We start from the raw sequence: 23,987 nt of genomic DNA, 5'->3' as shown, positions 1-23,987 counted from the left end.
CATGCACGCATTGTATGACGCATGGGCCGCCGTCAACGCCTTTATGGCGTCGGGCGGGCCAGTACTATTTCTGATCGCCGGCCTGACCTTCTTTATGTGGACGCTGATTTTCGAGCGCATCTTCTTCTTCAACAAAAGCTTGAAGGGAGATGTCCAGGCTGCGATGGACCAGTGGGAAGGGCGTGCCGAGCGCAAATCCTGGAATGCCCATCGCATCCGCGAAGCGCTGATTTCCCGGGTATCCGAGAAGATCAAGAGCAATATGGACATGATCCAGGCCTGTGTATCCCTGGCGCCCCTGTTCGGGCTGCTGGGTACGGTCTGGGGCATGATCAACGTGTTCGAGGTCCTCGCGATCACCGGCGGCGGCGACGCCAAGCAGATGGCGAGTGGTGTATCAATGGCGACAATCCCGACGATGGCAGGCATGGTAACTGCCCTGTCCGGAGTGTTCGCCAATACCTATCTCACCCGTAAGGCGGAGCGCGAAACCCAGCTGCTTGAAGACCATCTGACGATGGATCACTAAGGCACCACAACTAGCAAAGAGCCTGGCCAATATGTGCGGTGATTTGCTGTGAAGGTTTAGCCAAGCCAGAAACTCTCGCGGGGCCCCTGCGGGGCCCTGTTGAGGAAGTTCGCTGAGAGAGTTGCTATGAGCAGAAAACAAAATACGGCCCAGGAAGAACAGGGCGCGATCGACCTCACGCCCATGTTGGACGTGGTGTTCATCATGCTGATCTTCTTTATCGTCACCGCGACCTTTATCAAGGAGCCGGGTGAAGAAGTGGTCAAGCCGGAAGCGACAACCGCTGAACTCAAAGCCGCCTCTATTCTGGTTGCGATCAACGAGAACGATGAGATCTGGATTGCCAAGGAAGAAGTAGACGATCGCATGGTGAAAGTCACCCTCGAGCGACTCTACGCGGAAAACCCCAAGGGGTGGTTGGTGATTCAGCCCGATAAGAAGGCCAGTATCGAGAAGATTGCCCTGATTGCCGATGCAGCCAGGAAAATCGGTATTGAGAAAGTTTCGGTCGCGACAGAAAAGAGTTAACAGCTTATGAACCCGGTAAGATTATTAGGGGCGGGTGCGCTGGCGGTAGCCACCACCTTTGGCCTGATCTTCACCATGCATGCGCTGATTGAGGCAAACCTGGGCTCTCCCGAAGAGGAGGAGCAGATCAAGGTTGCTGACGTCGTGATGCCGGAACAGAAGATCGAAACCAAGTACGACACCAGTAAACCGGACAAGCCCGACGAGCCGGAGACCCCGCCGCCGGAAATGCCGGAGCCTGAGTTCGACGATCCCAATATGGATAACGCCCTCAACATGTCAGCGCCGAGTGCGAGTGCAGACCTGAAAGTAGGCGGTATCGGCGGCTTTGCCAGTGAGGGTGACTACCTGCCGATCGTGAAGGTTGCTCCCCAGTACCCGCGTCGCGCCCTGCAGCGTGGTATCGAGGGCTACGCAATCGTCGAGTACACCGTGACCAAAAACGGCTCTGTACGGGATGCGCGAGTGGTTGAAGCCTTCACTGCGGATGGCAACCCCACCACGATCTTCAACCGTGCAGCGGTGAAGTCGGCGCTGAAGTACAAGTACAAGCCGCGTGTGGTCGATGGTGAGCCGATCGAAGTGCCGGGTGTGCGCACCAAGATCAGCTTTAACATGGCCAGTAACTAAGGGGAAGCACTATGAAGTTGACGACCATGACGAAAGGTTTGTCCAAGTTCGTCTTGCGCACGTCCGTGGCGCTGCCCCTGGTAATGGCACCCGCGGTGAGCGTGACCGTGCTTGAGGCAATGGGCGTATCCGCGCCCTTCGCACAGGCCGAGGCGCAGAGCGAGCAGAAGACACGTAAGGTCCCGGCGATGCGGGAAAACGTGTTCAAGAAGCTGGGCAAGGTGCAGGAAGCTGCTGACGCGCAGGACTGGAATGCTGCCATGGCGGCGCTGCGCGAGATGGAAGCCGGCAAGAGCAAGTACAATGCGTATGAAACCGCGCAGATGTACTTCTTCTACGGCTTTGTCTACTACAGCATGGAGCGCTATCGCGACGCCATCAACGCCTATAAGAAAGTACTGGCCCAGGGGGTGGAGAACATCCCGGTGGGTGTTGAGCTGAACACACTCAAGACCATCGCCCAGCTGTACTTTGTCACCGAGGACTACAACAACGCCCTGACTTACCTGAACAAATGGTTCAAGGCGTCTGAAAAGGTTGGTGCCGAAGACTACGCGATGCGTGGCCAGGTGTACTACCAGAAAGGTGACGAGGCCAAGGCCCTGCAGGACATCAATCGTGCGGTGTCCATGTATGAGAAGGAAGGCAAGATTCCGAAGGAGAACTGGCTGAGCCTGCAGCGTTTCCTCTACTTCGAGAAGAACGACTACAAGAAGGTCACCAGCATCCTGGAAAAGCTCGTCAAGCACTACCCCAAAGCTGACTACTACAAGCAGCTGGCAGGTATGTACGGTGAGCTGAAGCGTGAGAAAGACCAGCTTCACATGATGGAAGCGGCCTATATCGCCGGTGCCCTGCAGAAAGAGAAAGAGCTGTTGAACATGGCTTATCTCTTTATGGGACACGAGATGCCTTACAAAGGGGCCAAGGTAATCAAGAAGGGCCTCGACGAGAAAAAGATCGAGCGCACTTCCAAGAACCTGGAAACCCTGGCGCAGGCTTACCAGATGGCGCAGGAACTGCAGAAGTCTATTCCTGAGCTGGAAGGTGCGGCCAAGCTGTCCGACAAGGGTGATCTCTATTCTCGCCTGGCCGGTATTTACCTGGACCTGGACAAGAATGAGAAAGCCATCACCATGGGCAAACGCGCCCTGGCGAAGGGTGACGTCAAGCGTCCGGACCAGCTCTACATCGTACTGGGGATGGCCAACGCCAACCTGAAGCAGTACGACGCAGCGCTGGAGCAGTTCAAGAAGGCCCTGAAAGACGATCGATCCAAGAAGTTCGCCGAACAGTGGATGGATTTTGTCGAGAAGGAGAAAAAGCGCGAGGAGCAACTGGCGATCTGATTTGCCGGTCCTGCCGCTTGAAAAGCCGCACAGCAATGTGCGGCTTTTTTTATGCCCGGGATAAAGAGCATCCCCCGCGCCCATCCTTCGCGATTAAGAATAGTTTGCATTTGTGACCAGATAAGCTATAAGTGTACATAGCTGATCAGCTTTTCCAGACCCGGCCGGAGTGCCGGCCAAGATCGACACCAGAATAATAAGGAGTGGTGTTATGGATAGAGCTTGTTCAGTCAATACCCCTGTTCTCAATCCCGCCCTACCAGGATTTGCCGGATCCGTGCGAAGCCTGGCTCCCGCCGCCCTGGTCACATTGCTACTGCTGCTGGTGATGAGCCGGCTGGTGGCCACGAACTATGAGGAGCCTGTGGGGCCCGACCCGATCCAGATAAAACCCATCCATATTCCGGATACCCGTCCCACGGTCCACAGGGAGCCAGTGCCGGAAAGGCCGGTGACCCCGCCCGCCCAGCCGCCTGTAACCGAGGTAAATCGTGAGGTTGATCCGACCAAGCTGACCACGGTAATGGCACCCCCGGGACCGACCGTGAAGCGACAGGGCCCGGTTGTGGTTAACGGAGATCCGGTACCGGTCTTCAAGCCGGCGCCCCGCTACCCGTCGGCAGCACTGCGGCGCGGGCTTGAGGGTTATGTGGTGGTGGAGTTCACCATCAGTGAAACCGGCAGTGTGCTCTCACCGCAGGTGGTGGCTGGTTATGACAGTGCCGGCAACGAGACGCGTGTGTTCAACAGGGCGGCGCTGAGTGCAGTAAGCCGGTTCAAGTACCAGCCACAGATGGACGATGGCAAGCCCGTCCGGCGCCACGGGGTGCGCAACCGGATTTCCTTCAGGCTGGCGGAGTAGCGTTAGGCCCGCTAATGGCAAGCTGCCGGGGGCGGAATGCCCGCCCCCGCTAGCTGCCTGCTGGCCGGAGGTGTCAGTCGATCTCGCGAACCGCGCCCCGGTCGGCGCTGGTGGCCAGCAGGGCGTAGGCTTTCAGTGCCCGGCTGACCTTGCGCGGTCGCTGTTCCACTGGTTGCCACGCGTCCTTGCCGCGGGCCTCCATGGCCGTGCGCCGCTTGCCGAGCTCCTCGTCGCTGATGGCGATTTCAATCGTCCGCGCCGGGATGTCGATGCGGATGGGGTCGCCGTCCTGCACCAGGGCAATATTGCCGCCCGCGGCAGCCTCCGGTGATACATGGCCGATCGACAGGCCCGAGGTGCCGCCGGAAAAGCGCCCGTCGGTGATGAGGGCACAGGACTTGCCCAGCCCACGGGACTTCAGGTAGCTGGTTGGGTAGAGCATTTCCTGCATCCCGGGGCCGCCCTTGGGGCCCTCATAGCGCACGATCACCGCTTTCCCTTCGGTTACCCGCCCCTCGAGGATATCCGCCACGGCGGCTTCCTGGCTTTCGACAATATGGGCCGGGCCCTCGAACTGCCACAGGGATTCTTCCACCCCGGAGGTTTTCACCACACAGCCATTGGGGGCAAGGTTGCCAAACAGCACCGCCAGCCCGCCCTCGGCGGAGTAGGCACTTTCCACCGAGCGGATGCAGCCGTGGGTGCGGTCGCCGTCCAGGTTGTTCCAGCGGCAGTCCTGGCTGAATGCCGTCTGGGTGGGTATGCCCGCGGGGCCCGCGCGGAAAAATTTATGTACCTTCGGATCGTCGGTGCGCCGGATGTCCCACCGATCGAGGGCCTCGCGCATGGAGCTGGAATGCACGGTGGGCAGCGATGCGTCGATCAGCCCGGCGGCTTCAAGCTCCCCCAGGATGGCCATCACCCCGCCAGCGCGGTGCACGTCCTCGATGTGGTATTTCTGCGTATTGGGGGCCACCTTGCACAGCTGGGGGATTTGTCGTGACAGCCTGTCGATGTCATCCAGCCCGAACTCAACCTCGCCCTCCTGGGCTGCCGCCAGCAGGTGCAGGATGGTATTTGTGGAGCCGCCCATGGCGATATCCAGTGCCATGGCGTTCTCGAATGCCGCCCGGTTGGCAATGCTGCGGGGCAGGGCCCGGTCGTCATCGCCCTCGTAGTAGCGCTTGGCCAGCGCCACGATTTCGCGGCCGGCGCGCAGGAACAGCTCCTCGCGATCCGCGTGGGTGGCCAGCAGCGTACCGTTGCCGGGCAGGGAGAGCCCCAGGGCCTCGGTCAGGCAGTTCATGGAGTTGGCCGTGAACATGCCGGAACAGGAACCGCAGGTGGGGCAGGCGGAGCGCTCGTACTCGGCCACGGTCTCGTCACTGGCCGAGTCGGTGGCGGCAATCACCATCGCGTCCACCAGGTCGAGCTTGTGCTCGGCCAGCTTGGTCTTGCCCGCCTCCATGGGGCCCCCGGATACGAAGATCACCGGGATATTGAGGCGCATCGCCGCCATAAGCATGCCGGGCGTGATCTTGTCGCAATTGGAAATGCACACCAGGGCGTCGGCACAGTGGGCATTGACCATGTATTCCACCGAATCGGCAATGATTTCGCGGCTGGGCAGGCTGTAGAGCATGCCGTCGTGGCCCATGGCGATGCCGTCATCCACGGCAATGGTGTTGAACTCCTTGGCTACGCCGCCGGCGCGCTCGATTTCACGCGCCACCAGCTGGCCCATGTCCTTCAGGTGGACATGGCCGGGCACGAACTGGGTGAAGGAGTTCGCCACCGCGATGATGGGTTTCTGGAAATCGTCGTCCTTCATGCCCGTGGCACGCCACAGGGCCCGGGCACCGGCCATATTGCGGCCGGCCGTAGTGGTGCGGGAGCGGTATTCTGGCATAAATCTGGGTCCGGCTGTCCTGCGGTAAATGGAGCGACAGCTTAACAAAAAACAGCCTGATTCGGGATGGTTTTCCCCGGCTGCTGGCAATTCCCCACCCTGCTAGGATGGTTATTTCGCTGCGAGAGGACCGAGACTGAGTTTATTGCGCGGTGAGCCCCTTGCGCAGTACACGGGAATTCCGCTGGATGTTGTACAGGGACTGCCTGGGCGCGGGCAGGTCGCCCACCGCCACCTGGCGGAAGCCCTGCTCGATAAACCAGTGCTCCGCCTGCGTGGTGAGCACGTACAGCTCGGGGATGTCCAGTGCCCGTGCCTGCCGCTCCAGGTGGTGCAACAGCTTGGCGCCACGGCCACCGCCACGGAACTCCGGGTGGATGGCCACGCAGGCCAGCTCGGCCGCCAGCGTATTGCCTTCGTCGTCCTGGATCGGGTACAGGGCGGCACAGGCCACGGCGGTACCGTCCACTTCCACCAGCGTGAAGTGATCGATTTCCGCCTCCAGTTTTTCCCGCGAGCGGCGCACCAGGATGCCCTGCTTTTCCAGTGGCCGGATCAGCCCGAGGATACCGCCCACGTCGGTGATGCGCGCGCGGCGGATCACCTCGTAGCTGTCGCGGTAGATCATGGTGCCTGTGCCCTCGCGGCGGAACAGCTCCTGCACCAGGGCGCCGTCGTCGGTATAGCTGAGCAGGTGGGTACGGGGAGTACCGGCATTGCAGGCACTGATGGCACAGCGCAGGGACTCACTGTCGGTCTGGGTCACCGACTGTTCCGCCTGCAGGATACTGAGTTCGCGTACCGGCTCGCCGTCCACGAGCAATTGCGGCTCCTCGCGAAACAATACCAGCTTCTCCGCCTGCAGGGCGCGGGCCGCCTCCGCCGCAAGGTCGAGGAAATTGAGATTGAACAGCTCGCCGGTGAGCGAGGTTCCCAGCGGCGACAGGAGCACCAGCGCGCCCTGTTCCAGCGCACTGTTGATGGTGTTGACCTCCATCCGCCGCACCTGCCCGGTCCAGCGCAGGTCGACGCCGTCGAGCACGCCGATCGGGCGGGCTGTCACCAGGTTGCCGGAAATCACCTTCAGGGATGAACGGGCCATGGGCGAATCCGGCAGGCCCTGGCTGAAAGCCGCCTCGATATCGAATCGCAGTTTGCCCACCGCGGCCTTGATGACCTCGAGTGTTTCCCGGTCGGTCACCCGGGCGTTGGCGTGGAACTGGTTATCGATGCCGCGCTCGGCCAGGGCGCGATTGATCTGGGGGCGCGCCCCGTGCACCACCACCAGGCGGATGCCGAGGCTGGCCAGCAGTGCCAGGTCATGCACCAGGTTGCGGAAATTGCCGTGCTCCAGGGCATCGCCGGGAATGGCGATGACCAGGGTGCGTTCGCGCAGGTCGTTGATGTAGGGCGCGGCGTGGCGAAACCAGTTGAGAGAGGCGTTGTTGGCACTCACGAGCAGACTTCCGTGTATTCCCGGGATTCAGGCGCAATATACCGCAATTCCGGCCGCCTGATCACAGGCAGAACCTGGCGATCAGTCCGCGCAGTACATCCAGCATCGGCTCGATACGGTCGAGGCCCAGGTACTCATCCGGCTGGTGGGCCTGGTCGATATCGCCCGGGCCCAGCACGATGGTGTCCATGCCCATTTCGCGGAAAAATGGCGCCTCGGTGGCAAAGGCCACGCTCTCGGCACTGTGGCCGGTGAGCTTCTCTGCCGCTGCCACCAGTTCCGACGTGGCCGGTTGTTCAAAGGCCTCTACCCCGGCAAACAACGGGCCGTAATCCAGGTGCAGCCGTTCCCCGTGCACTGATGCGGCCAGCCGTTGCTGTAACTCGCTGCGCAGGTCGTCCAGTGCCATGCCGGGCAGGGGGCGTATATCGAATTGCAGCTCGGTAAAGCCGCATATGCGGTTGGGGTTATCGCCACCGTGGATGCAGCCCAGGTTCATGGTGGGCACGGGGACGGCGAAGCCGGGATTGTTATAGCGCTGCTGCCACTCTGACCGCAGCGACAGCAGTTCCCCGATCGCGCCATGCATTGCCTCCAGCGCGCTGGCGCCCAGTGACGGGTCAGAGGAGTGCCCGGCCTGCCCGGTGATTCGCACGGCCTCCATCATCATGCCCTTGTGCATGCGCACTGGCCTGAGCCCGGTGGGCTCACCCACCACGGCGAAGCGTGCGCGTGGCCGCCCGGCGTCAACCAGCGCCCGCGCGCCGGCCATGGAGGTTTCCTCGTCAGCCGTGGCGAGGATGGTCAGCGGCTGCTTCAGGGGGCTGCCGGCAATGGCCCGGGCGGCCTCGATGGCCAGCGGGAAAAAGCCTTTCATATCGGTACTGCCGAGGCCGTACCAGCGGTTGTCCCGCTCTTCCAGCTTGAACGGGTCGGACTGCCAGCGGCCCTCGTCGTAGGGGACCGTGTCGGTATGCCCGGCCAGCACCAGCCCGCCGTCCGCAGGGCCCCCGCTGCTGAGAGTGGCGATCATGTTGGCCTTGTGCGGCTGGCCGGGCAGTGGCATCAGTTCCACCGCAAAGCCCAGCGCCTCAAGCCACTCGCCCAGTAGTTCCACCACCGCGCGGTTGCCCATATCCAGCTTTGGGTTTGTGGCGCTGACACTGGGGATGGCCACCAGCTGCTGCAATTGCTGCCTGATATCCGGTACCGCGTTGTCCATAACCCTGCTCCTGGATGTGTCTGGGCGCTAGCGCGCTGGCACCGGCGACCCGCTGCGCCGTTGCCGCCATTCATTGAGTGCGACCGCACCGACGATGATACAGCCGCCCAGCGCCAGCCGGGGGAGGTCCGCATCACGGTTCCAGATTAACAGATTCACCAGCAGGCCTGCCGGGATCAGGGCATTATTCATCGCCGCCAGGGTGCCAGCTGAAACCTGTGTCGCGCCTTTGTTCCAGAGGAAGTAGCCCAGCCCCGAGGCCACCAGCCCGAGCCATACCAGGATGCCCCACTGCAGGCCGCTGCGGGGGTAGGCCGGCTCCCCCAGCACCAGCCAGGCGGCGGTCACCACCAGCAGGGCACCCAGGTAAAACCAGGCAAAGACCTGCCGGCCCGGCAGGGCCGGTCCCCGCTGTGTGAATTGTTGCATAAACTGCTTGTAGGCCACCTGGCCCAGGGCAAAGCAGAGGTTGGCACCCTGGACCACCAGGAACCCCAGCCAGAAGTCCCCATGCGGCCGGCCCCAGCGAATCACCGCGGCCCCGGCCACGGCGAGCAGGGCAACCAGCAGGTTCCAGGGGGAGAAGCGCCACTCCAGCAGGTCGTACAGCAGGGCGATGTACACCGGCGTGAAGATGGTGAACAGCAGCACTTCCGGCACGCTGAGTAGCAGGAACGACTGGTAGTAAAACAGGTACATGATGCCCAGCTGCACGGCACCGATGGCCATCAGTGCCAGGGCGGTGCGGGGACTGCAGGCGCGCCAGCGTAGCAGCGGCAGGAACAGCAGTGCGGCCAGCAACACGCGAGTGAATACGGCAAAATAGCTGTCCACGGACCCGGCCAGGTAAACGCCGATCAGGCTGAAGGAAAAGGCCCAGAGGAGGGTGACGAAAATCAACAGTGGCATGGCATCGACCGGGTAAATAGCATTGTTATTGAAAGGTGAATTTTGTCAGTAAATAACGGGGCGTCCCGGGCCATCGACAGCCTGTGGGAGCGCCTGGCCAAAATATCCGAATTCAGTTTCACCGCCAGTAATGGTCCCGGCTCGGCAACCGACTGGCGCGGCCACGCGCGCGGCAGTGTGGCCGCCGAACGCGACGATAGCCGGATATTGTTTCGCGAGCGGGCCCGATTTACCAGCAGCGACGGCCGTGAACTGGATATGCAAAACTGTTATCGCTGGACGCGGTTGCCCGGTTCCCTGCGGCTGGAGCACCTCCGCCGCAGCGAGCCGGTGCTGCTGTTCGAGTTGCAACCGGTCACCGAACATGGATTCCGTGAGGTGCAGCCACACCTGTGCGGCGCGGACACCTATACCGCGCAGCTGTTGCTGAGGAAAGGCCAGCTGGAATTGATCTGGCAGATCCACGGTCCCCACAAAAATGAACAGCTGCACTACCACTACTGGTAGTGCGGTTGCCGGGGGTGAACCGGAAACTGGCGTTCCAATGTTTTTCGGGGCCGAAAAGGGCTAAAGTGTTTTCCTGATCCCAAGGGCGATTACGCCGTACTGGCTTTGCGATAAAAGCAGTGGTCAGGGCCCCGTCGCCGACTCTGTCAGGAAATATCCCCATGCCGACAAAACGCCAGTTACTGAAATCCGCCGCAATGCTCGCAGTGGCACCGGCCCTGCCACTGCGCGCGGCCAGCCAATCCACAAGCAGTTCCCCGAAAGATAAGATTGAGCCCCTGACCGGTGATGTCCAGCCGATCACCGTCGCCGAGCGCCGCGCCCGCATAGCGCGGGCCCAGGAGTTGATGGGCAAGTTCAAAATTGATGCGGTTATCCTCGAGCCGGGCGCGGCCATGCGCTATTTCACCGGCATCCGCTGGTGGCGCTCGGAGCGGCTGACCTGTGTGATCATTCCCCGCGATGGCGAGATCGGTGTGGTCACGCCGTTTTTCGAAGAGCCTTCGGTTCGGGAATCCATGACCTTCGGCGAGGACGTGCGCACCTGGCACGAGCACGAGAGCCCGTTTGTGCAGGTGGCAGGCTTCCTCCGGGATCGCAAACTGAAGTCCGGCCGCATCGGTATGGAGGCCTCGGTGCGCTGGTTCGTGGCGGATGGTATCCGTGCGGCAGCGCCGGGTTTCGCCCTGGCCAGTGCCGACCCGGTGACGCGCGGCTGTCGCATGATCAAGAGCCCCGCTGAGCTGGCCCTGATGAAAAAGGCCAACGAGATTACCCTGGCGGCCTATGGCCAGGTTTACCGCCAGCTGGAGCCGGGCATGACGCCGGCCGACGTCAATCGCCTGATGCGCGAGGCACAGGCGGCCTATGGCGGCACCGATGCCTGGACCATGGCCCTGTTTGGCGAGGCCAGCGCCTATCCCCACGGTACCGACCAGCCCCAGAAAATCCGCGAGGGACAGATCGTGCTGATGGACTGCGGTTGCAGTGTCGAGGGCTACCAGTCAGATATCTCCCGCACCTTCGTCTACGGCGAGCCCGGTAAAAAGGAGCAGCGCATCTGGCAACTGGTGCGCGAGGGCCAGGATGTGGCGTTTGCCGCGGCCAGGATCGGCGAGCCGGCCGGACGGGTGGATGACGCTGTGCGCGACTTCTACCGCAAAAGCGGCTTCGGCCCCGACTACCGCCTGCCGGGGCTTTCCCACCGCACCGGGCACGGCATCGGCATGGAAGGCCATGAGCCGATCAATTTCGTGCGCGGGGAGTCCACACCGCTGGCACCGGGAATGTGCTTTTCCAATGAGCCGGGCCTGTACCTGCCGGGTGAATTCGGTGTGCGCCTCGAGGACTGCCTGTACATGACAGAGGACGGCCCGGCCTGGTTCACCCGTCCCCCCGAGAGCATTGCCTCCCCGCTGGGCGAGCTGGCCTGAAGCCGGTTACAGGCTGATCTGGCCGCGCAGGTAGGTCACTGCCGCGCCCCGTAACAGCACCCGGTCCCCGTTCAGCTCGCACTCCAGCTCGCCGCCCCGGGGGGATAGCTGCAGGGCGCGGAAGCGGGTCTGGTCGAGCCTCTCCGCCCAGTAGGGGGTGAGGACCGTGTGTGCCGAACCCGTGACCGGGTCCTCGTCAATACCGATTCCCGGGGCAAAAAAGCGACTGGCGAAATCACAGCCGAGCGGCTCTCCCACGGCCGTGCAGATCACCCCGTCCGCGGACAGGGGCACTACCCTGGCAAAGTCCGGTGACAGGCTCGCCACCTGCTCGGCGCTGTCAAACTCCAGCACCAGCTTGCCGCCCTCCCGGGTCTCGGTTGCGGCACGGCGGGGGCCGATGCCGACAGCCTCGGCAAAAGACTGCTGTACTTCGACCGGCCGGGTGCCCTGGGCGGGAAAATCCATCGCAATCAGCTCGCCCTCACGACGCACGCGCAGTTCGCCACTGCGGGTGAAAAAGCGGATCTCCTCCTCCAGGCAGCCCAGCTCGGTCCACAGCAGGTGGGCGCTGGCCAGGGTGGCGTGGCCGCACAGGGACACCTCCACGGCGGGGGTAAACCAGCGCAGCTCGTAGCCGCGCCCGCTGGGTACGGTAAAGGCGGTCTCCGCCAGGTTGTTTTCCGCGGCGATGGCCTGCAGGACATCGTCGGCGAGCCATTGCTGCAGCGGCACCAGTGCCGCGGGGTTGCCGCCAAACAGCTGGGAGGTGAAGGCATCTGCCTGGTAGATGGGGAGTTGCATCGAAATTCCTTTCTCGATTATTGGTTCAGTGGGCGCGGTACCGGCACAAAAAAGGGGAGCCGGTTACCCGACTCCCCCTTTTGTACCGTCTTGCCGCTTCTATGGCTAGCCAAATACGCCCTTGAAGAAGAAGAAAAACAGGATGGCGATACCGGCGCCGGCGGGCAGGGTAACTACCCAGGACGCGGCGATCGTGGTGATCATGCGCAGGTTCAGCGCGCCGATACCCCGCGCCAGGCCAACGCCCAGCACCGCGCCCACCAGGGTGTGGGTGGTGGAAATCGGCAGGCCGGTACCCGAGGCCAGTACCACGGTGGCGGCGGCCCCCAGCTCGGCGGCGAAACCGCGGCTCGGGGTCAGCTCGGTGATCTTGCGGCCGATGGTGGCCATCACCTTGAAGCCATAGGTGGCCAGGCCCACCACGATACCCGCACCACCGAGCAGCAGGATCCAGGAGGGCATGGTGGCCTTGGCGGTGACCGCGCCCATCTGCACGGTATTGACCACCGCCGCCAGCGGGCCGACGGCATTGGCCACGTCGTTGGAGCCGTGCGCGAAGGCCATGGCACAGGCGGTGAAGATCATCAGGATGGCGAAGACCCGCTCCACGTTGGCGAAGCGGTTCTCGCGCTCGCGCTCCGGGTCGCGCTTGATGCGCTTGAGCATCACGATACCAAGGCCCATTACCACCAGGCCGACGAGGGCGGCGATGCCGGCGTCCTGCAGGAAGTTCAGCTCGATATTGAGATCCTTGAATACATGCTTCAGGCCCTTGGTCAGGGTGACCATGGCGATCATCCAGCCCACGGCGAACATGTAGATGGGGATATAGCGCTTGGCGTTGCCGAACGGGTCCTCGGTGTTGAGGATCAGGCGCTGCACACTGCGGAACAGCAGGAATGAGATGGTGCCGGCGAGTACCGGTGACACCACCCAGCTGGCGACGATGCTGCCCACCTTGCCCCAGGCCACGGCGTCTACCGAGATACCCACGGCGGAGAAACCGACAATGGCGCCGACGATGGAATGGGTGGTGGACACGGGCCAGCCCAGGATGCTGGCGATCAGCAACCAGGTGCCCGCGGCCAGCAGTGCCGAGAGCATGCCGTAAACCAGCAACTCCGGTTGCTCGGCGAAAATGTCCGAATCGATGATGCCCTTGCGGATGGTAGAGGTAACTTCTCCACCGGCCAGGTAGGCGCCGGCAAACTCGAACACCATGGCGATCAGGATCGCCTGTTTGATGGTCAGGGCGCGCGAGCCCACGGACGTGCCCATGGCATTGGCAACGTCGTTGGCACCTACGCCCCAGGCCATGAAGAACCCGAAAACGCAGGCGAGAATCAGCAGGATGCTGCCGTACTGGCTAATAACTTCCACGGTACTACCCCCCTTAGCGTGCTAACAGCAATTGCAGGCGATTACCCACGCTGTGGGATTTGTCGGCCAGGTCGCCAATCCACTCGATGACGCGATACAGGAAGATCACGTCCACCGGCGGCAGGTCTTTTTCGATATCGAACAGTGCGGCGCGGATTTCCACTTCTAGCTTGTCCGACTTGCGCTCCAGGTCATCCAGCTCCTCGGTCATGCGCTGGGCGATGTCCACCTCGCGCCCGGCAAAGCCGCTCTCCAGCAGCTCGTCGAGCTCGTTGATGGCGCGCAGGGCCTGGGCCGAGGTGGCCACGGCGCTGTCGACAAAGGTCTTCATCTGTACCTGCAGTGGCGCGGGAATCTGCATCTTGCGGCCGACGGCCAGCCCGGCGATGTCCTGGGCGGTATTGGCCACCTCGTCCTGGGCGTGCAACAGCTCCAGCAGGTCCGAGCGGGATACCGGCATAAACAGGCTGTCCGGCAGGTGCAGGCGCAGGTCGCGCTTGATGTCATCGGCCTGGTTCTCACTGGTGGAAATGCGCTTCTGCACTTCCTCCGCTTCGACCAGGTCGCCCTTCATCAGGGCCTCGAAGAAGGGAACCAGGTCTGCCGAGGCCTCGTGGGCCTTGGCCATGTGCTCCTTGATCGGCTTGATCGGGGAGCGGCCAAACAGGTTGGCGATATTGGACAGGGGCATGGGTAGCTCCTTGGCTCAGGGTGCGAAACGGGCGGCATGGTACCCCAACTTGGCCCGTGCGGGGTAATCCGGTACTTTCAGGGGGATTGGTGCACTGTCACGGCGGCGGCTTGCCGCTACAATGCGCGATCGGGCACAGACAAGAATATAGATGAAGGGGTTGTCCCATGGCGTCGGGAAAAGTGGCGGGAAAAATGGCGGACCGGATCCTGGACCTGCGGGGGTTGCTGGAGGACCTGGTGGAACAGGGGCTGGTGAGCCGCGAGGACGCCAACCGCCTGATCGGCACGCCGCGCAGCGCCGAGCAGGCCCAGATGCACCCGCTCAGCTATATCGCCAGCTGTGAACTGGAGAACCGCCAGGTCCCGGGCAAAGTGCTCTCGGCGACAGTGCTCACGGACTGGCTGGCGGAGAGTGCCGGCCACAGTGTCTACCATATCGACCCGCTCAAGATTAACGTGGCGTCGGTGACCGAGGTGATGAGCTTCCAGTTCGCCAAGCGCCACGAAATCCTCTGTGTGGAGGCAAACAAGGACAGCCTGCTGGTGGCCACGGCCCAGCCCTTCACCGCCGGCTGGGAGGACCAGCTGGAACACACCAGTGGTCGCAGCGTGCGCCGGGTGGTGGCAGACCCGGCGGACATCCAGCGCTACTGTGTGGAGTTCTATTCGCTGTCCCGCTCCATCTCCGGCGCCAGTGGCCTCAAGGGCAGCTCCGGCGCCGGCAACTTCGAGCAGCTGCTGGAACTGGGTAACCTCAAGGACCCCGAGGCCAACGACCAGCATATCGTCAATATCGTCGACTGGCTGCTGCAGCATGCCTTCGACCAGCGGGCCAGTGATATCCATATCGAGCCGCGCCGCGAGATGGCCCGTATCCGCTTCCGTATCGACGGGGTGCTGCACCCGATCCACGAGTTTCCCGACCAGGTGAATGCCGCCGTCACCAGCCGCCTGAAGATTCTCGGCCGGATGAATGTGGCGGAGAAACGCAAGCCCCAGGACGGCCGGATCAAGACCAAGCGCCCCGATGGCAGTGAGGTGGAGCTGCGCCTGTCCACCCTGCCCACGGCCTTCGGCGAGAAGCTGGTAATGCGGATCTTCGACCCCGAGGTGCTGGCCCGCTCCTACAGCGACCTGGGCCTGGGGGGCGAGGACCTGGCGCGCTGGCAGGCCATGCTGGGGCGCCCCAACGGCATCGTACTGGTTACCGGCCCCACCGGCTCGGGCAAGACCACCACCCTGTATACCGGCCTCAAGCAACTGGCCACCAGCGAGGTGAATGTCTCCACCATCGAGGACCCGATCGAGATGGTGGAGGAGACCTTCAACCAGACCCAGGTACACCACAGTATCGGCCTGGACTTTGCCGCCGGCATCCGCACGCTGATGCGCCAGGACCCGGATATCATCATGGTGGGTGAGATCCGTGACCTGGAGACTGCCCAGATGGCGGTACAGGCGGCCCTGACCGGGCACCTGGTGATTTCCACCCTGCATACCAACGACGCGCCCACCGCCGTTACGCGCCTGCTGGACCTGGGCCTGCCCCACTACCTGCTGAAGTCCACCGTGCTGGGGGTAATGGCGCAGCGCCTGGTGCGTACCCTGTGTCCCGCGTGCAAGCAGCCGGATACGGTGAGCGAGGAAGACTGGCTGGCGCTGACCCGCCCCTGGAAGGCGCCGCGCCCGGAAACCGTTTATCGTCCCGAAGGCTGCCTGGAGTGTCGCAATACCGGCTATCGCGGTCGCCAGGGCATCTACGAGATCCTGCCGTTCAGTGAAGCCATCCAGGCCCTGGTGACCCATGACTGCGACCTGCAGCAGGTACGCCATCGCGCCATGCGCGAGGGCATGAACAGCCTGCGACTCTCCGGGGCGCGCAAGGTGGCGGCGGGGATCACCACCGTTTCCGAGGTGCTGCGGGTGGCACCGCCGCCGGATATCGCCTTCTGATACATGCCCGCACAGGGATTTCTGCAAGACTTTCTACCTGAAGCATTCTAACGATGAGACTTCCCATGGCCGATGCCCGACTGTGCCCCGACGCCCTGCAGCCACTGTTTCGCGAGCGCTGGCAGCGCTGGGCCGACGCCGCCGGCGAGTCCGCCCTTGCCCGGGCCGAGGAGGCCATGGCGGACAGTGAGACCCTGCAGCAGGCAGTCTGCCGGGCCTTTGTGGGGTCCGACTTTTTCCTCGACCAGTGCTGCCGCGTACCCGAACTCCTGCCGGAGCTGCTGGGCCGGGACGACCTGGGCCTGGACGAATCCGGGCTGGATGACGCCGCCGACGACGCAGGGCTGGACCGGAACCTGCGCCGCCTGCGCAATCGCGTGATTGCCGAGGTGATCTGGCGTGACTTCGCCGGGGAGTGGGATATTCCCCGTGTCTGTGGCCGCCTGACCGACCTGGCAGAAACCTGCACCCGGGTGGGCCTGGCCTGGCACCACCGCCAGCTGGCGGCGCGCTATGGTGAACCGCGGGACGGCGACGGCAATGCGCAGTCGATGGTGGTGCTGGGGATGGGCAAGTTGGGGGCGCGGGAGCTCAACCTGTCCTCGGATATCGACCTGATTTTCGCCTACCCGGAGCCGGGGGAAACCGACGGTGAGCGCCCGGTGGAAAACCAGAAATTCTTCCAGCGCCTGGGCCAGAACCTGATCCGCTCCCTCGACGCGATCAGCGCCGATGGCTTTGTATTCCGGGTGGATATGCGCCTGCGCCCATACGGGGACAGTGGGCCGCTGGTGAGCCACTTCGCCGCACTGGAGGATTACTACCAGACCCAGGGGCGCGAGTGGGAGCGCTTCGCCATGGTGAAGGCTCGACCGATCGCCGGCGACGAGGAGATCGGCGCGGCACTGATGGAAATGCTGCGGCCGTTCACCTACCGGCGCTATATCGATTTCAGCGCCATCGACGCCCTGCGCGAGATGAAGGCGCTAATCCAGCGGCAGGTGCGCGCCCGCGGCCTGGCGGACAATATCAAGCTGGGGCGTGGCGGCATCCGCGAGGTTGAATTTATCGTGCAGTCGTTCCAGCTGATCCGTGGCGGTCGCGAGCCGGCATTGCGGGAGCGCAACCTGCTGCGCCTGCTGCCACTCCTGGAGAGCGAGGGGCACCTGGAGCAGGGGGTGGCGGAAGAGCTGGCGGATGCCTACCTGCTGCTGCGCCGGGTGGAGCACGGGCTGCAGGCGGAGCGCGACCAGCAGACGCAGACGCTACCGCGCGACGACGAGGCCCGTGCGCGGCTGGCATTCGCCCTGGGTTACGGCGACTGGGAGGGGCTGGAGCAGGCCCTGCTCGAAGCGCGCACAACCATCCAGCGCGAGTTCGACCAGGTGATCGCACCGCCCGAGGAAATTGCCGAGGCGGATGCCGCAGAGGAATGGCAGAGCCTCTGGGGAACCTGTACCGCCGACGACAGCGAGGAAGTGAACCTCGCCAGCCTGCGCGAGGCAGGCTTTACCCCGGAGCAAGAGGCCCTGGAGTTGCTGGCGGACCTGGGAGGTGCCCGTATCGTTGCGGCCCTGCCCACGGCGGCGCGGCAGCGCCTCGACCAGTTTATGCCGCTGTTGCTGGCGGCGGCAGCAGAGGAAGCCGAGCCGCTGCTGGCGCTGCGGCGGGTGCTGCCGCTGGTGCGTGCGGTGCTGCGCCGCAGCGCCTACCTGGTGCTGGTCAATGAAAACCCGCCGGTACTGGCCCAGCTGCTGCGCCTGTGTGCCGCCAGTCCCTGGATTGCCGAGCAGCTCGCCAGGCACCCGATCCTGCTGGACGAGCTGCTGGATTCCCGCCGGCTGCTGGCGCCTGCCTCGAAAGAGGATATTGCCGACGAGCTGCGCCGGGAAATGCTGCGCGTGGATCGCGATGATCTCGAGGCACAGATGGAGGCCCTGCGTCACTTCAAGCAGAGCCAGAGCCTGCGAATCGCCGCCCAGGAAGTGAGCGGCGCCCTGCCACTGATGAAGGTCAGCGATTCCCTGACCTGGCTGGCGGAGGCGATCCTGCAGCAGGCGCTGCAACAGGCGTGGCACCAGGTGACGGAAAAGCACGGTGTGCCCGCTGGTGCCTCGGTGGAGGACATGCGCTTTGCGATCATCGCCTATGGCAAGCTGGGTGGGCTGGAGCTTGGGCATGGGTCCGACCTGGATATCGTGTTCGTGCACGATGCCGACGGCCAGGGTATGACCGATGGTGAGCGCAGTATCGACAGCCTGAGCTTCTATACCCGCCTGGCCCAGCGCCTGATCCATATCCTGCAGACCCGCACCCTCAGTGGCCCGCTGTACGAGGTGGATACCCGCCTGCGGCCCTCCGGTAACTCCGGCCTGCTGGTGACCTCGCTGGCGGCGTTCGAGAAGTACCAGCGCGAGAGTGCCTGGACCTGGGAGCACCAGGCCCTGGTGCGGGCGCGCCCGGTGGCGGGCAGTGAACGGCTCTGCCATGACTTCGGGGAGCTGCGCAACGCGTTGCTTTGTGAGCGGCGCGATGAGCAGGAACTGCGTAAGGAAGTGGTGGCCATGCGCGATAAAATGCGCACCCATCTCGATAAGAGCAACGATCAGGAATTCGATCTCAAGCAGGGCCCGGGCGGTATTGTCGATATCGAGTTTTTGGTTCAATATTCCACATTGGCCTGGGCGCACAAGGCGCCCTCGATCGTGCGGTTCACCGATAATATCCGCATTCTCGAAAGCCTCATTGAGGCAGGCCTGATGTCGGCCCACCAAGCCGGACAAATGATCGACGCCTACAAAGCCTACCGATCTGAGGGTCATCGCCTGGCATTACAACAGCTGCCGGGAGTTGTTAACGGTGACCAGTTCGAAGCGGAAAGAAAGACCGTTCAAACAAGCTGGCAGCAAATTCTCGGCTGATTGTCCTCGCCGGGGCCCGTTGCTGCTGCGCAATGATTAAACTGTTTTTCAGCAATCCGGATTTTTGGATTTGTAGGAGTTACCCATGTCTTTTGCCGATCGCGACGGCCTTATCTGGTTCGATGGTGAGCTGGTTCCCTGGCGGGATGCCCGGGTCCATGTCCTCACCCACACACTGCACTACGGAATGGGGGTTTTCGAAGGTGTGCGCGCCTACCAGACCCCAGGTGCCCAGGCGGGGGGCGGCACCAGTATCTTCCGCCTGCACGACCACACCCGTCGCCTGTTCCGTTCTGCCAAGATCATGAACATGCCGATGCCCTTTGATGCGGAACAGCTCAATGAGGCGCAGCGCACTGTTGTGCGTGAGAACAACCTGCGCGAGGCCTACCTGCGCCCGATGGTGTTTTACGGCTCCGAGGGTATGGGGTTGCGCGCCGACGCGCTGCAGACCCACGTAATTGTCGCGGCCTGGGAATGGCCGAGTTACATGACACCGGAAGCGCGGGAGCTGGGGATCAAGGTCAATACCTCCTCGTACACGCGCCACCATGTGAATATCAGCATGTGCAAGGCCAAGGCCAACGGCAATTACATCAATTCCATGCTGGCCCTGCAGGAGGCGGTGCGCAACGGCTGTGAGGAGGCGCTGCTGCTGGACCCGGAGGGCTATGTGGCCGAGGGCAGCGGCGAGAATATCTTTATCGTCAGTGACGGTGTGCTCTACACCCCCGAGCTGACCTCCTGCCTGGATGGCATCACCCGCAGCTCGGTGATCGAGCTGGCCCACGAGTGCGGTTACCGGGTGGTGGAAAAGCGCATCACGCGGGATGAGGTGTATATCGCCGACGAGGCGTTCTTTACCGGCACCGCTGCTGAAGTGCTGCCCATCCGCATGCTGGATGGCCGCACCATCGGTGCGGGCCGGCGGGGGCCGATTACGCGGCAGCTGCAGGAACTTTACTTTGATGTGGTGCAGGGACGCAGCCCGGCCCACGCCGGCTGGCTTACCGATGTGGCTGATACGCCGGCGCCGCTTGAGGCAAGAATCGCCTGAAGCCAGCGGCGCGAATTGCCAAGAAGAGTGTGCTGCTGATTTCAGCGCAAAAAAAGCCCGGGATTGCCCGGGCTTTTTTTTGTCTGCGGGGTTGGCTTCGCTAAGACGTGGTGTCGGGCCTGCCGACACAGTAATAGTGGAAACCGGCAGCGCGCATATCTTGCGGTTCGTACTGGTTGCGGCCGTCGAAAATCACTGGCTCGTGCAGGGTGTCCCTTACCGTGGCGATATCCAGCGCCTTGAACTGCTGCCATTCGGTGGCCACGACCAGGGCATCGGCACCCTCGAGTACCGCATCGCGGGAATCACACAGCTCCAGGTCTTCCCGCTCGCCGTAGATGCGGCGGCATTCGTCCATGGCCTCCGGGTCGAAGGCGCGCACCCGCGCCCCGCGCTCCCACAGGCCCTCCATCAGGACGCGGCTGGGAGCCTCGCGCATATCGTCGGTATTGGGCTTGAACGAAAGGCCCCACAGGGCGAAGGTCCTGCCTTTCACATTGCCGCCGAAATGGGCGTCAATTTTGTCCAGCAGGTAATACTTCTGGCTGTTATTGCGGGATTCCACTGCCGACAGTATTTCGGTGGAGAGCCCCAGCTGCCCGGCGGAGTTGATCAGCGCCTTGACGTCCTTGGGAAAGCAGGAGCCGCCGTAGCCGATGCCGGCATAGATAAACTGGTAGCCGACACGGGGGTCCGAACCGATGCCGCGGCGCACTGCCTCGATATCCGCCCCGACCCGGTCGGCGATATTCGCCATCTCATTCATGAAGCTGATCTTGGTGGCCAGCATGCAGTTGGCCGCATACTTGGTCAGCTCGGCGCTCTTCACATCCATCACCAGGATCTTCTCGTGGTTGCGGTTAAAGGGCGCGTAGAGCTGGCGCAGCTTGTGTTCGGACTCTCTCTCGGAGGTGCCGATGATGATGCGGTCGGGGCGCATGCAGTCGGCGACCGCGGATCCTTCCTTGAGGAATTCCGGGTTGGAGATGACATCAAATTCCAGCTCGGCCAGTCCGCGCTCGGCGAGTACTTCGCTCACTGCGGCGCGGACCTTGTCCGCGGTGCCAACCGGCACGGTGGACTTGTTGATGATGTACTTCTTGCTGTCCATGTGGGTGGCGATAGTGCGGGCTACCGTGAGCACATGGCGCAGGTCGGCGGAACCGTCCTCATCGGGAGGGGTACCCACGGCGATAAAGATCAGCTCACCATGGGCAACACCCTCCGCGGCTTCAGTGGAAAAGGACAGGTTGCCATTGGCAATGCTCTCTTCCACCAGCGGTGCCAGTCCCGGCTCGTAAATCGGGATTTCACCCCGGCGCAGCCGCTCCACCTTGTCTGCATCGATATCAATGCAGGCCACGTTATTGCCGGACTCCGCCAGCACGGCGGCCTGCACCAGCCCGACATAGCCGGTGCCGAATACGGTTACTTTCATCCTCGAGACGGTGTCCTGTTCAGGTCAGTGTCATGGCAGCCCGGTGATTGGCAAGGTGCCTCAGGCTACCGCTGCGTCGGTAATATCCGGCCTGCTCACTTCCCGGTTGGCCCGGGTCCGGGCGTCGCACAGCTGGTGGCGTACCAGTACGATCGCCAGCGGAATCCAGTAGAAGAACCAGATGTAGCTGGGCTTCACCAGTGGCTGCTGGGCATAGATCAGCATAGCCAGCACGCCGAATCCAAACCACACCAGGTAGAGGCCGGGTACCCAGCTTAGCAGCTGCTCGCGGCGCAGGCCGGTCCAGGCCACTGCGACCAGCTGCCAGAGGCAGGCTGCCACGCCCAGCAGGCCGGCAAAGCGAGCCACGTCCAACAGGTAATTGTGCGGGTGCGGCAGCACCTCGTGCACCTCGATGAATTGCTTGTGCACCAGCCCGCTGCCGACCCAGGGAGATTGTAGGAAACCTTCCAGGCTCTTGGACCAGAGCTCCAGGCGGATGGAATAGGCGTTGCCGCGGTGCAACAGTGGCAGGTCGCCGTAAAGCAACAGGTAGGCGGCTGGCAGCGCTGCGAAGGCACCGAGCAGGACCAGTACCCGCAATACCACTGAGCGACTGACCACCGCTGCCAGGCAGATGGCAAAGACGGCCATAACGATGGGGATCTTGGTCTGCGACACGACGATATAGACACACCCTAGACCCAGGCCGGTCCAGGACAGCCAGCGCCAGCGGCGGGAATCCAGTGACAGGCCGTAGCAGCAGAACAGGACATGAAAGCCATACAGCATGGCTGTCTTGTCGATATTGTTCTGCATCGAGATACCGCCGATGCGATACAGCTTGCTGAAACCGCCATCGAGGCCGTAAACCACCAGCGACGCGGCGCAGGACACTGTGCCCAGCACGATCAGCCAGCGCAGCCACTGGTGCAGGAGTTCGTCCATCTGGTCACCACGCCGCTCCATTACCAGGTAGAGGGCGCAGTAAAAGAGCACAAAATAGACCAGCACCTTGAAATAAAAAGAGACCTCCCGCTCGACGGTGGCACTGGCGGGGTCGGCCCAGAGCGTCGACAGGGCCAGGACCAGCGGCACGCTGATAAAGCAGGCAAACTGCCAGGAGCGCAGGAAACGCCAGTCACGGCGCCAGGCCAGCAGCAGGATGGTTGTGGGTAACAGGGTCAGGTAGAAGATGGTCTGGATGCGCCCCACCTCGGGCAGCAGGTGAAAGCCCACCAGCATCAACAGCAGGCTGGCACCGGCGACATGGAGCAGCCCGGATACCCAGCGGGATTCGGGCTGGCGATAGAGTCCGTGGAGGGAAGGAATGGTATTACTTGATCCAGACATAGTTGTGGCTGTGTGGCAAATTCATGGCGGACTCGACAATGTACTGGGCGTACAGGGTGTTATTGATCTCGCGGTGAAAAAATTCCCGACAACGACTGGCCCATTGGCGGCGCTTGTCGTCGTCGGAGTGGAATTCGATAATTCGGTTGAGGAGGGATTCCTCACTGTCGAAATAGACCAGTGTTTCCGGGGGCATGAATTCGTCAAAGGCGCCGGCGGCATGGGTGAATACCAGTACGCCGTTGCCCGCCAGTTGTGCCATCCGTGCCGAGGAATACCACTGGTAACCCTCCTGGCGGTTCAGGTTCAGCCCCATCTTGCTGTTGGCCAGGATTCGGTCGTAGTCGCGCCCCCACAGGGTCGGCTCGCCGAACATGCCGGGCGTGCGAAACCTGAGGTCGGGCGGCAGGTGCTCTTTCAGGTACTGCGCAATCTTGCCGCGCTCCGTGTGCGCCTGTGACTTGCTGCAGAACAGCAGGTCCACTTCCAGGTCGCTCCGCTGGCTGCAGTCGGCCGTCTCGACCGAGGGGTCTACGGGATTGGGCATATGCCACAGGCTGGCCCGCCTGCCCTCATAGCGCTTCAGGTCATCGACGCCGGTGGAAACGAACATGGCGTCGGCGATTTCACAGCGTTTGGCGATATTGTCCGAATTGCGGGGCACGAACAGCGGATCGTTATTGCAGGCGGCGATCACTGTCTGCGGCCGCATACGGCGGATTTCGGCAAAGGTTTCATTGTCGATCAGGTCGCAGTGGCCGAGGATCACCAGGTCCGGCTCGAATCCCTCCACCGACTGCAACAGGCGCTGGTTCACCTTCTTGCGACTCACCAGCTCACGGATGCGCAGCGGCGCTTCGAATGCGGCGACGTCCCGGTCGCTGAAGGCGAGTACGTTATGGCCGGCCCTGACCAGGCCGGTATACAGTTTGAGGGCCCAGCTGACGGACGTATGGCCGTACTTGCGTTGCTGGTGATTGTCGACGTGAATAATACGCATAGGGGTGGATAGCCGTCGGCGTTGTGGCGAGCCGTTTTACGGTAATGGCGGCGC

The 23,987-nt window shown here is 62.8% G+C and carries 20 protein-coding genes; 10 read left to right on the top strand and 10 right to left on the bottom strand.

What is annotated here, in order from left to right; all coding sequences use genetic code 11:
• Position 1: 1 nt before the first annotated feature.
• From LVD10_RS08225 to LVD10_RS08205, 5 genes are all read left to right on the top strand, one after another.
• Positions 2 to 529, top strand: a complete 528-nt coding sequence (locus tag LVD10_RS08225; RefSeq protein WP_233006551.1) for a MotA/TolQ/ExbB proton channel family protein — start codon at positions 2 to 4, stop codon at positions 527 to 529.
• A gap of 126 nt (positions 530 to 655) precedes the next feature.
• Positions 656 to 1,057: an ExbD/TolR family protein gene (locus LVD10_RS08220; RefSeq protein WP_233006550.1), complete on the top strand. Its 402-nt coding sequence runs from the start codon at positions 656 to 658 to the stop codon at positions 1,055 to 1,057.
• A gap of 6 nt (positions 1,058 to 1,063) precedes the next feature.
• The gene (locus tag LVD10_RS08215) at positions 1,064 to 1,687 is read left to right on the top strand and encodes an energy transducer TonB (RefSeq protein WP_233006549.1); all 624 of its coding nucleotides are present in this window, start codon (positions 1,064 to 1,066) and stop codon (positions 1,685 to 1,687) included.
• An 11-nt stretch (positions 1,688 to 1,698) separates the two neighbouring features.
• A complete protein-coding gene (locus tag LVD10_RS08210) occupies positions 1,699 to 3,036 on the top strand; it encodes a tetratricopeptide repeat protein (protein WP_233006548.1) in 1,338 nt (445 codons plus the stop codon).
• Positions 3,037 to 3,313: 277 nt separating this feature from the next.
• Entirely contained in the window at positions 3,314 to 3,898 is a 585-nt protein-coding gene (locus tag LVD10_RS08205; protein ID WP_237062949.1) for an energy transducer TonB, read from the top strand.
• Between the two features lie 73 nt (positions 3,899 to 3,971).
• On the opposite strand, the gene ilvD is transcribed toward LVD10_RS08205, so the two are convergent.
• From ilvD to LVD10_RS08185, 4 genes are all read right to left on the bottom strand, one after another.
• Complete coding sequence (ilvD, locus tag LVD10_RS08200; RefSeq protein ID WP_237062947.1) at positions 3,972 to 5,807, bottom strand: dihydroxy-acid dehydratase; 1,836 nt, start codon at positions 5,805 to 5,807, stop codon at positions 3,972 to 3,974.
• A 142-nt stretch (positions 5,808 to 5,949) separates the two neighbouring features.
• On the bottom strand, positions 5,950 to 7,263 hold the full coding sequence (argA, locus tag LVD10_RS08195; protein WP_233006545.1) for an amino-acid N-acetyltransferase: 1,314 nt from the start codon (positions 7,261 to 7,263) through the stop codon (positions 5,950 to 5,952).
• Between the two features lie 61 nt (positions 7,264 to 7,324).
• Positions 7,325 to 8,485, bottom strand: coding sequence for an acetylornithine deacetylase (argE, locus tag LVD10_RS08190; protein WP_233006544.1), 1,161 nt, complete (start codon positions 8,483 to 8,485; stop codon positions 7,325 to 7,327).
• Between the two features lie 27 nt (positions 8,486 to 8,512).
• Positions 8,513 to 9,394, bottom strand: coding sequence for a carboxylate/amino acid/amine transporter (locus LVD10_RS08185; RefSeq protein WP_237062945.1), 882 nt, complete (start codon positions 9,392 to 9,394; stop codon positions 8,513 to 8,515).
• Positions 9,395 to 9,436: 42 nt separating this feature from the next.
• Between LVD10_RS08185 and LVD10_RS08180 the strand changes: the two genes are divergently transcribed.
• Together LVD10_RS08180 and LVD10_RS08175 are read left to right on the top strand one after the other, a co-directional pair.
• Positions 9,437 to 9,901: a DUF6314 family protein gene (locus LVD10_RS08180; RefSeq protein ID WP_233006542.1), complete on the top strand. Its 465-nt coding sequence runs from the start codon at positions 9,437 to 9,439 to the stop codon at positions 9,899 to 9,901.
• 161 nt (positions 9,902 to 10,062) lie between these two features.
• Entirely contained in the window at positions 10,063 to 11,334 is a 1,272-nt protein-coding gene (locus LVD10_RS08175) for a M24 family metallopeptidase (RefSeq protein ID WP_233006541.1), read from the top strand.
• Between the two features lie 6 nt (positions 11,335 to 11,340).
• On the opposite strand, the gene LVD10_RS08170 is transcribed toward LVD10_RS08175, so the two are convergent.
• The 3 genes from LVD10_RS08170 to LVD10_RS08160 form a co-directional block, all read right to left on the bottom strand.
• The gene (locus LVD10_RS08170) at positions 11,341 to 12,138 is read right to left on the bottom strand and encodes a PhzF family phenazine biosynthesis protein (protein WP_237062943.1); all 798 of its coding nucleotides are present in this window, start codon (positions 12,136 to 12,138) and stop codon (positions 11,341 to 11,343) included.
• 105 nt (positions 12,139 to 12,243) lie between these two features.
• Entirely contained in the window at positions 12,244 to 13,518 is a 1,275-nt protein-coding gene (locus LVD10_RS08165) for an inorganic phosphate transporter (RefSeq protein WP_233006539.1), read from the bottom strand.
• Positions 13,519 to 13,531: 13 nt separating this feature from the next.
• A complete protein-coding gene (locus LVD10_RS08160) occupies positions 13,532 to 14,209 on the bottom strand; it encodes a TIGR00153 family protein (RefSeq protein WP_233006538.1) in 678 nt (225 codons plus the stop codon).
• 167 nt (positions 14,210 to 14,376) lie between these two features.
• Between LVD10_RS08160 and tfpB the strand changes: the two genes are divergently transcribed.
• The 3 genes from tfpB to LVD10_RS08145 all read left to right on the top strand — a co-directional run bounded on the left by tfpB (position 14,377) and on the right by LVD10_RS08145 (position 20,142).
• Positions 14,377 to 16,164 carry a type IV pilus assembly ATPase TfpB gene (gene tfpB, locus LVD10_RS08155; protein ID WP_237062941.1) on the top strand — a complete coding sequence of 596 codons (1,788 nt, stop codon included), beginning with the start codon at positions 14,377 to 14,379 and terminating at the stop codon, positions 16,162 to 16,164.
• Between the two features lie 65 nt (positions 16,165 to 16,229).
• Positions 16,230 to 19,085, top strand: coding sequence for a bifunctional [glutamate--ammonia ligase]-adenylyl-L-tyrosine phosphorylase/[glutamate--ammonia-ligase] adenylyltransferase (glnE, locus tag LVD10_RS08150; RefSeq protein ID WP_237062939.1), 2,856 nt, complete (start codon positions 16,230 to 16,232; stop codon positions 19,083 to 19,085).
• Between the two features lie 85 nt (positions 19,086 to 19,170).
• Positions 19,171 to 20,142, top strand: coding sequence for a branched-chain amino acid transaminase (locus LVD10_RS08145; protein ID WP_233006535.1), 972 nt, complete (start codon positions 19,171 to 19,173; stop codon positions 20,140 to 20,142).
• A gap of 100 nt (positions 20,143 to 20,242) precedes the next feature.
• Here the strand turns inward: LVD10_RS08145 and LVD10_RS08140 are convergent, their stop codons facing one another.
• From LVD10_RS08140 to LVD10_RS08130, 3 genes are read right to left on the bottom strand one after another with little or no spacing between them, the layout of a single operon-like run.
• Complete coding sequence (locus LVD10_RS08140; RefSeq protein WP_237062937.1) at positions 20,243 to 21,580, bottom strand: UDP-glucose dehydrogenase family protein; 1,338 nt, start codon at positions 21,578 to 21,580, stop codon at positions 20,243 to 20,245.
• Positions 21,581 to 21,640: 60 nt separating this feature from the next.
• A complete protein-coding gene (locus LVD10_RS08135) occupies positions 21,641 to 22,933 on the bottom strand; it encodes an O-antigen ligase family protein (protein ID WP_237062935.1) in 1,293 nt (430 codons plus the stop codon).
• On the bottom strand, positions 22,917 to 23,933 hold the full coding sequence (locus LVD10_RS08130) for a glycosyltransferase family protein (RefSeq protein WP_237062933.1): 1,017 nt from the start codon (positions 23,931 to 23,933) through the stop codon (positions 22,917 to 22,919). The genes LVD10_RS08135 and LVD10_RS08130 overlap by 17 nt, the downstream gene beginning before the upstream one ends.
• Positions 23,934 to 23,987: the final 54 nt, after the last annotated feature.

This window comes from Microbulbifer zhoushanensis (genome assembly GCF_021729055.1).
Taxonomy (GTDB): domain Bacteria; phylum Pseudomonadota; class Gammaproteobacteria; order Pseudomonadales; family Cellvibrionaceae; genus Microbulbifer; species Microbulbifer zhoushanensis.
Note: the sequence above shows the minus strand (reverse complement) of the source record. Positions and strands in the feature narration are given on the sequence as shown.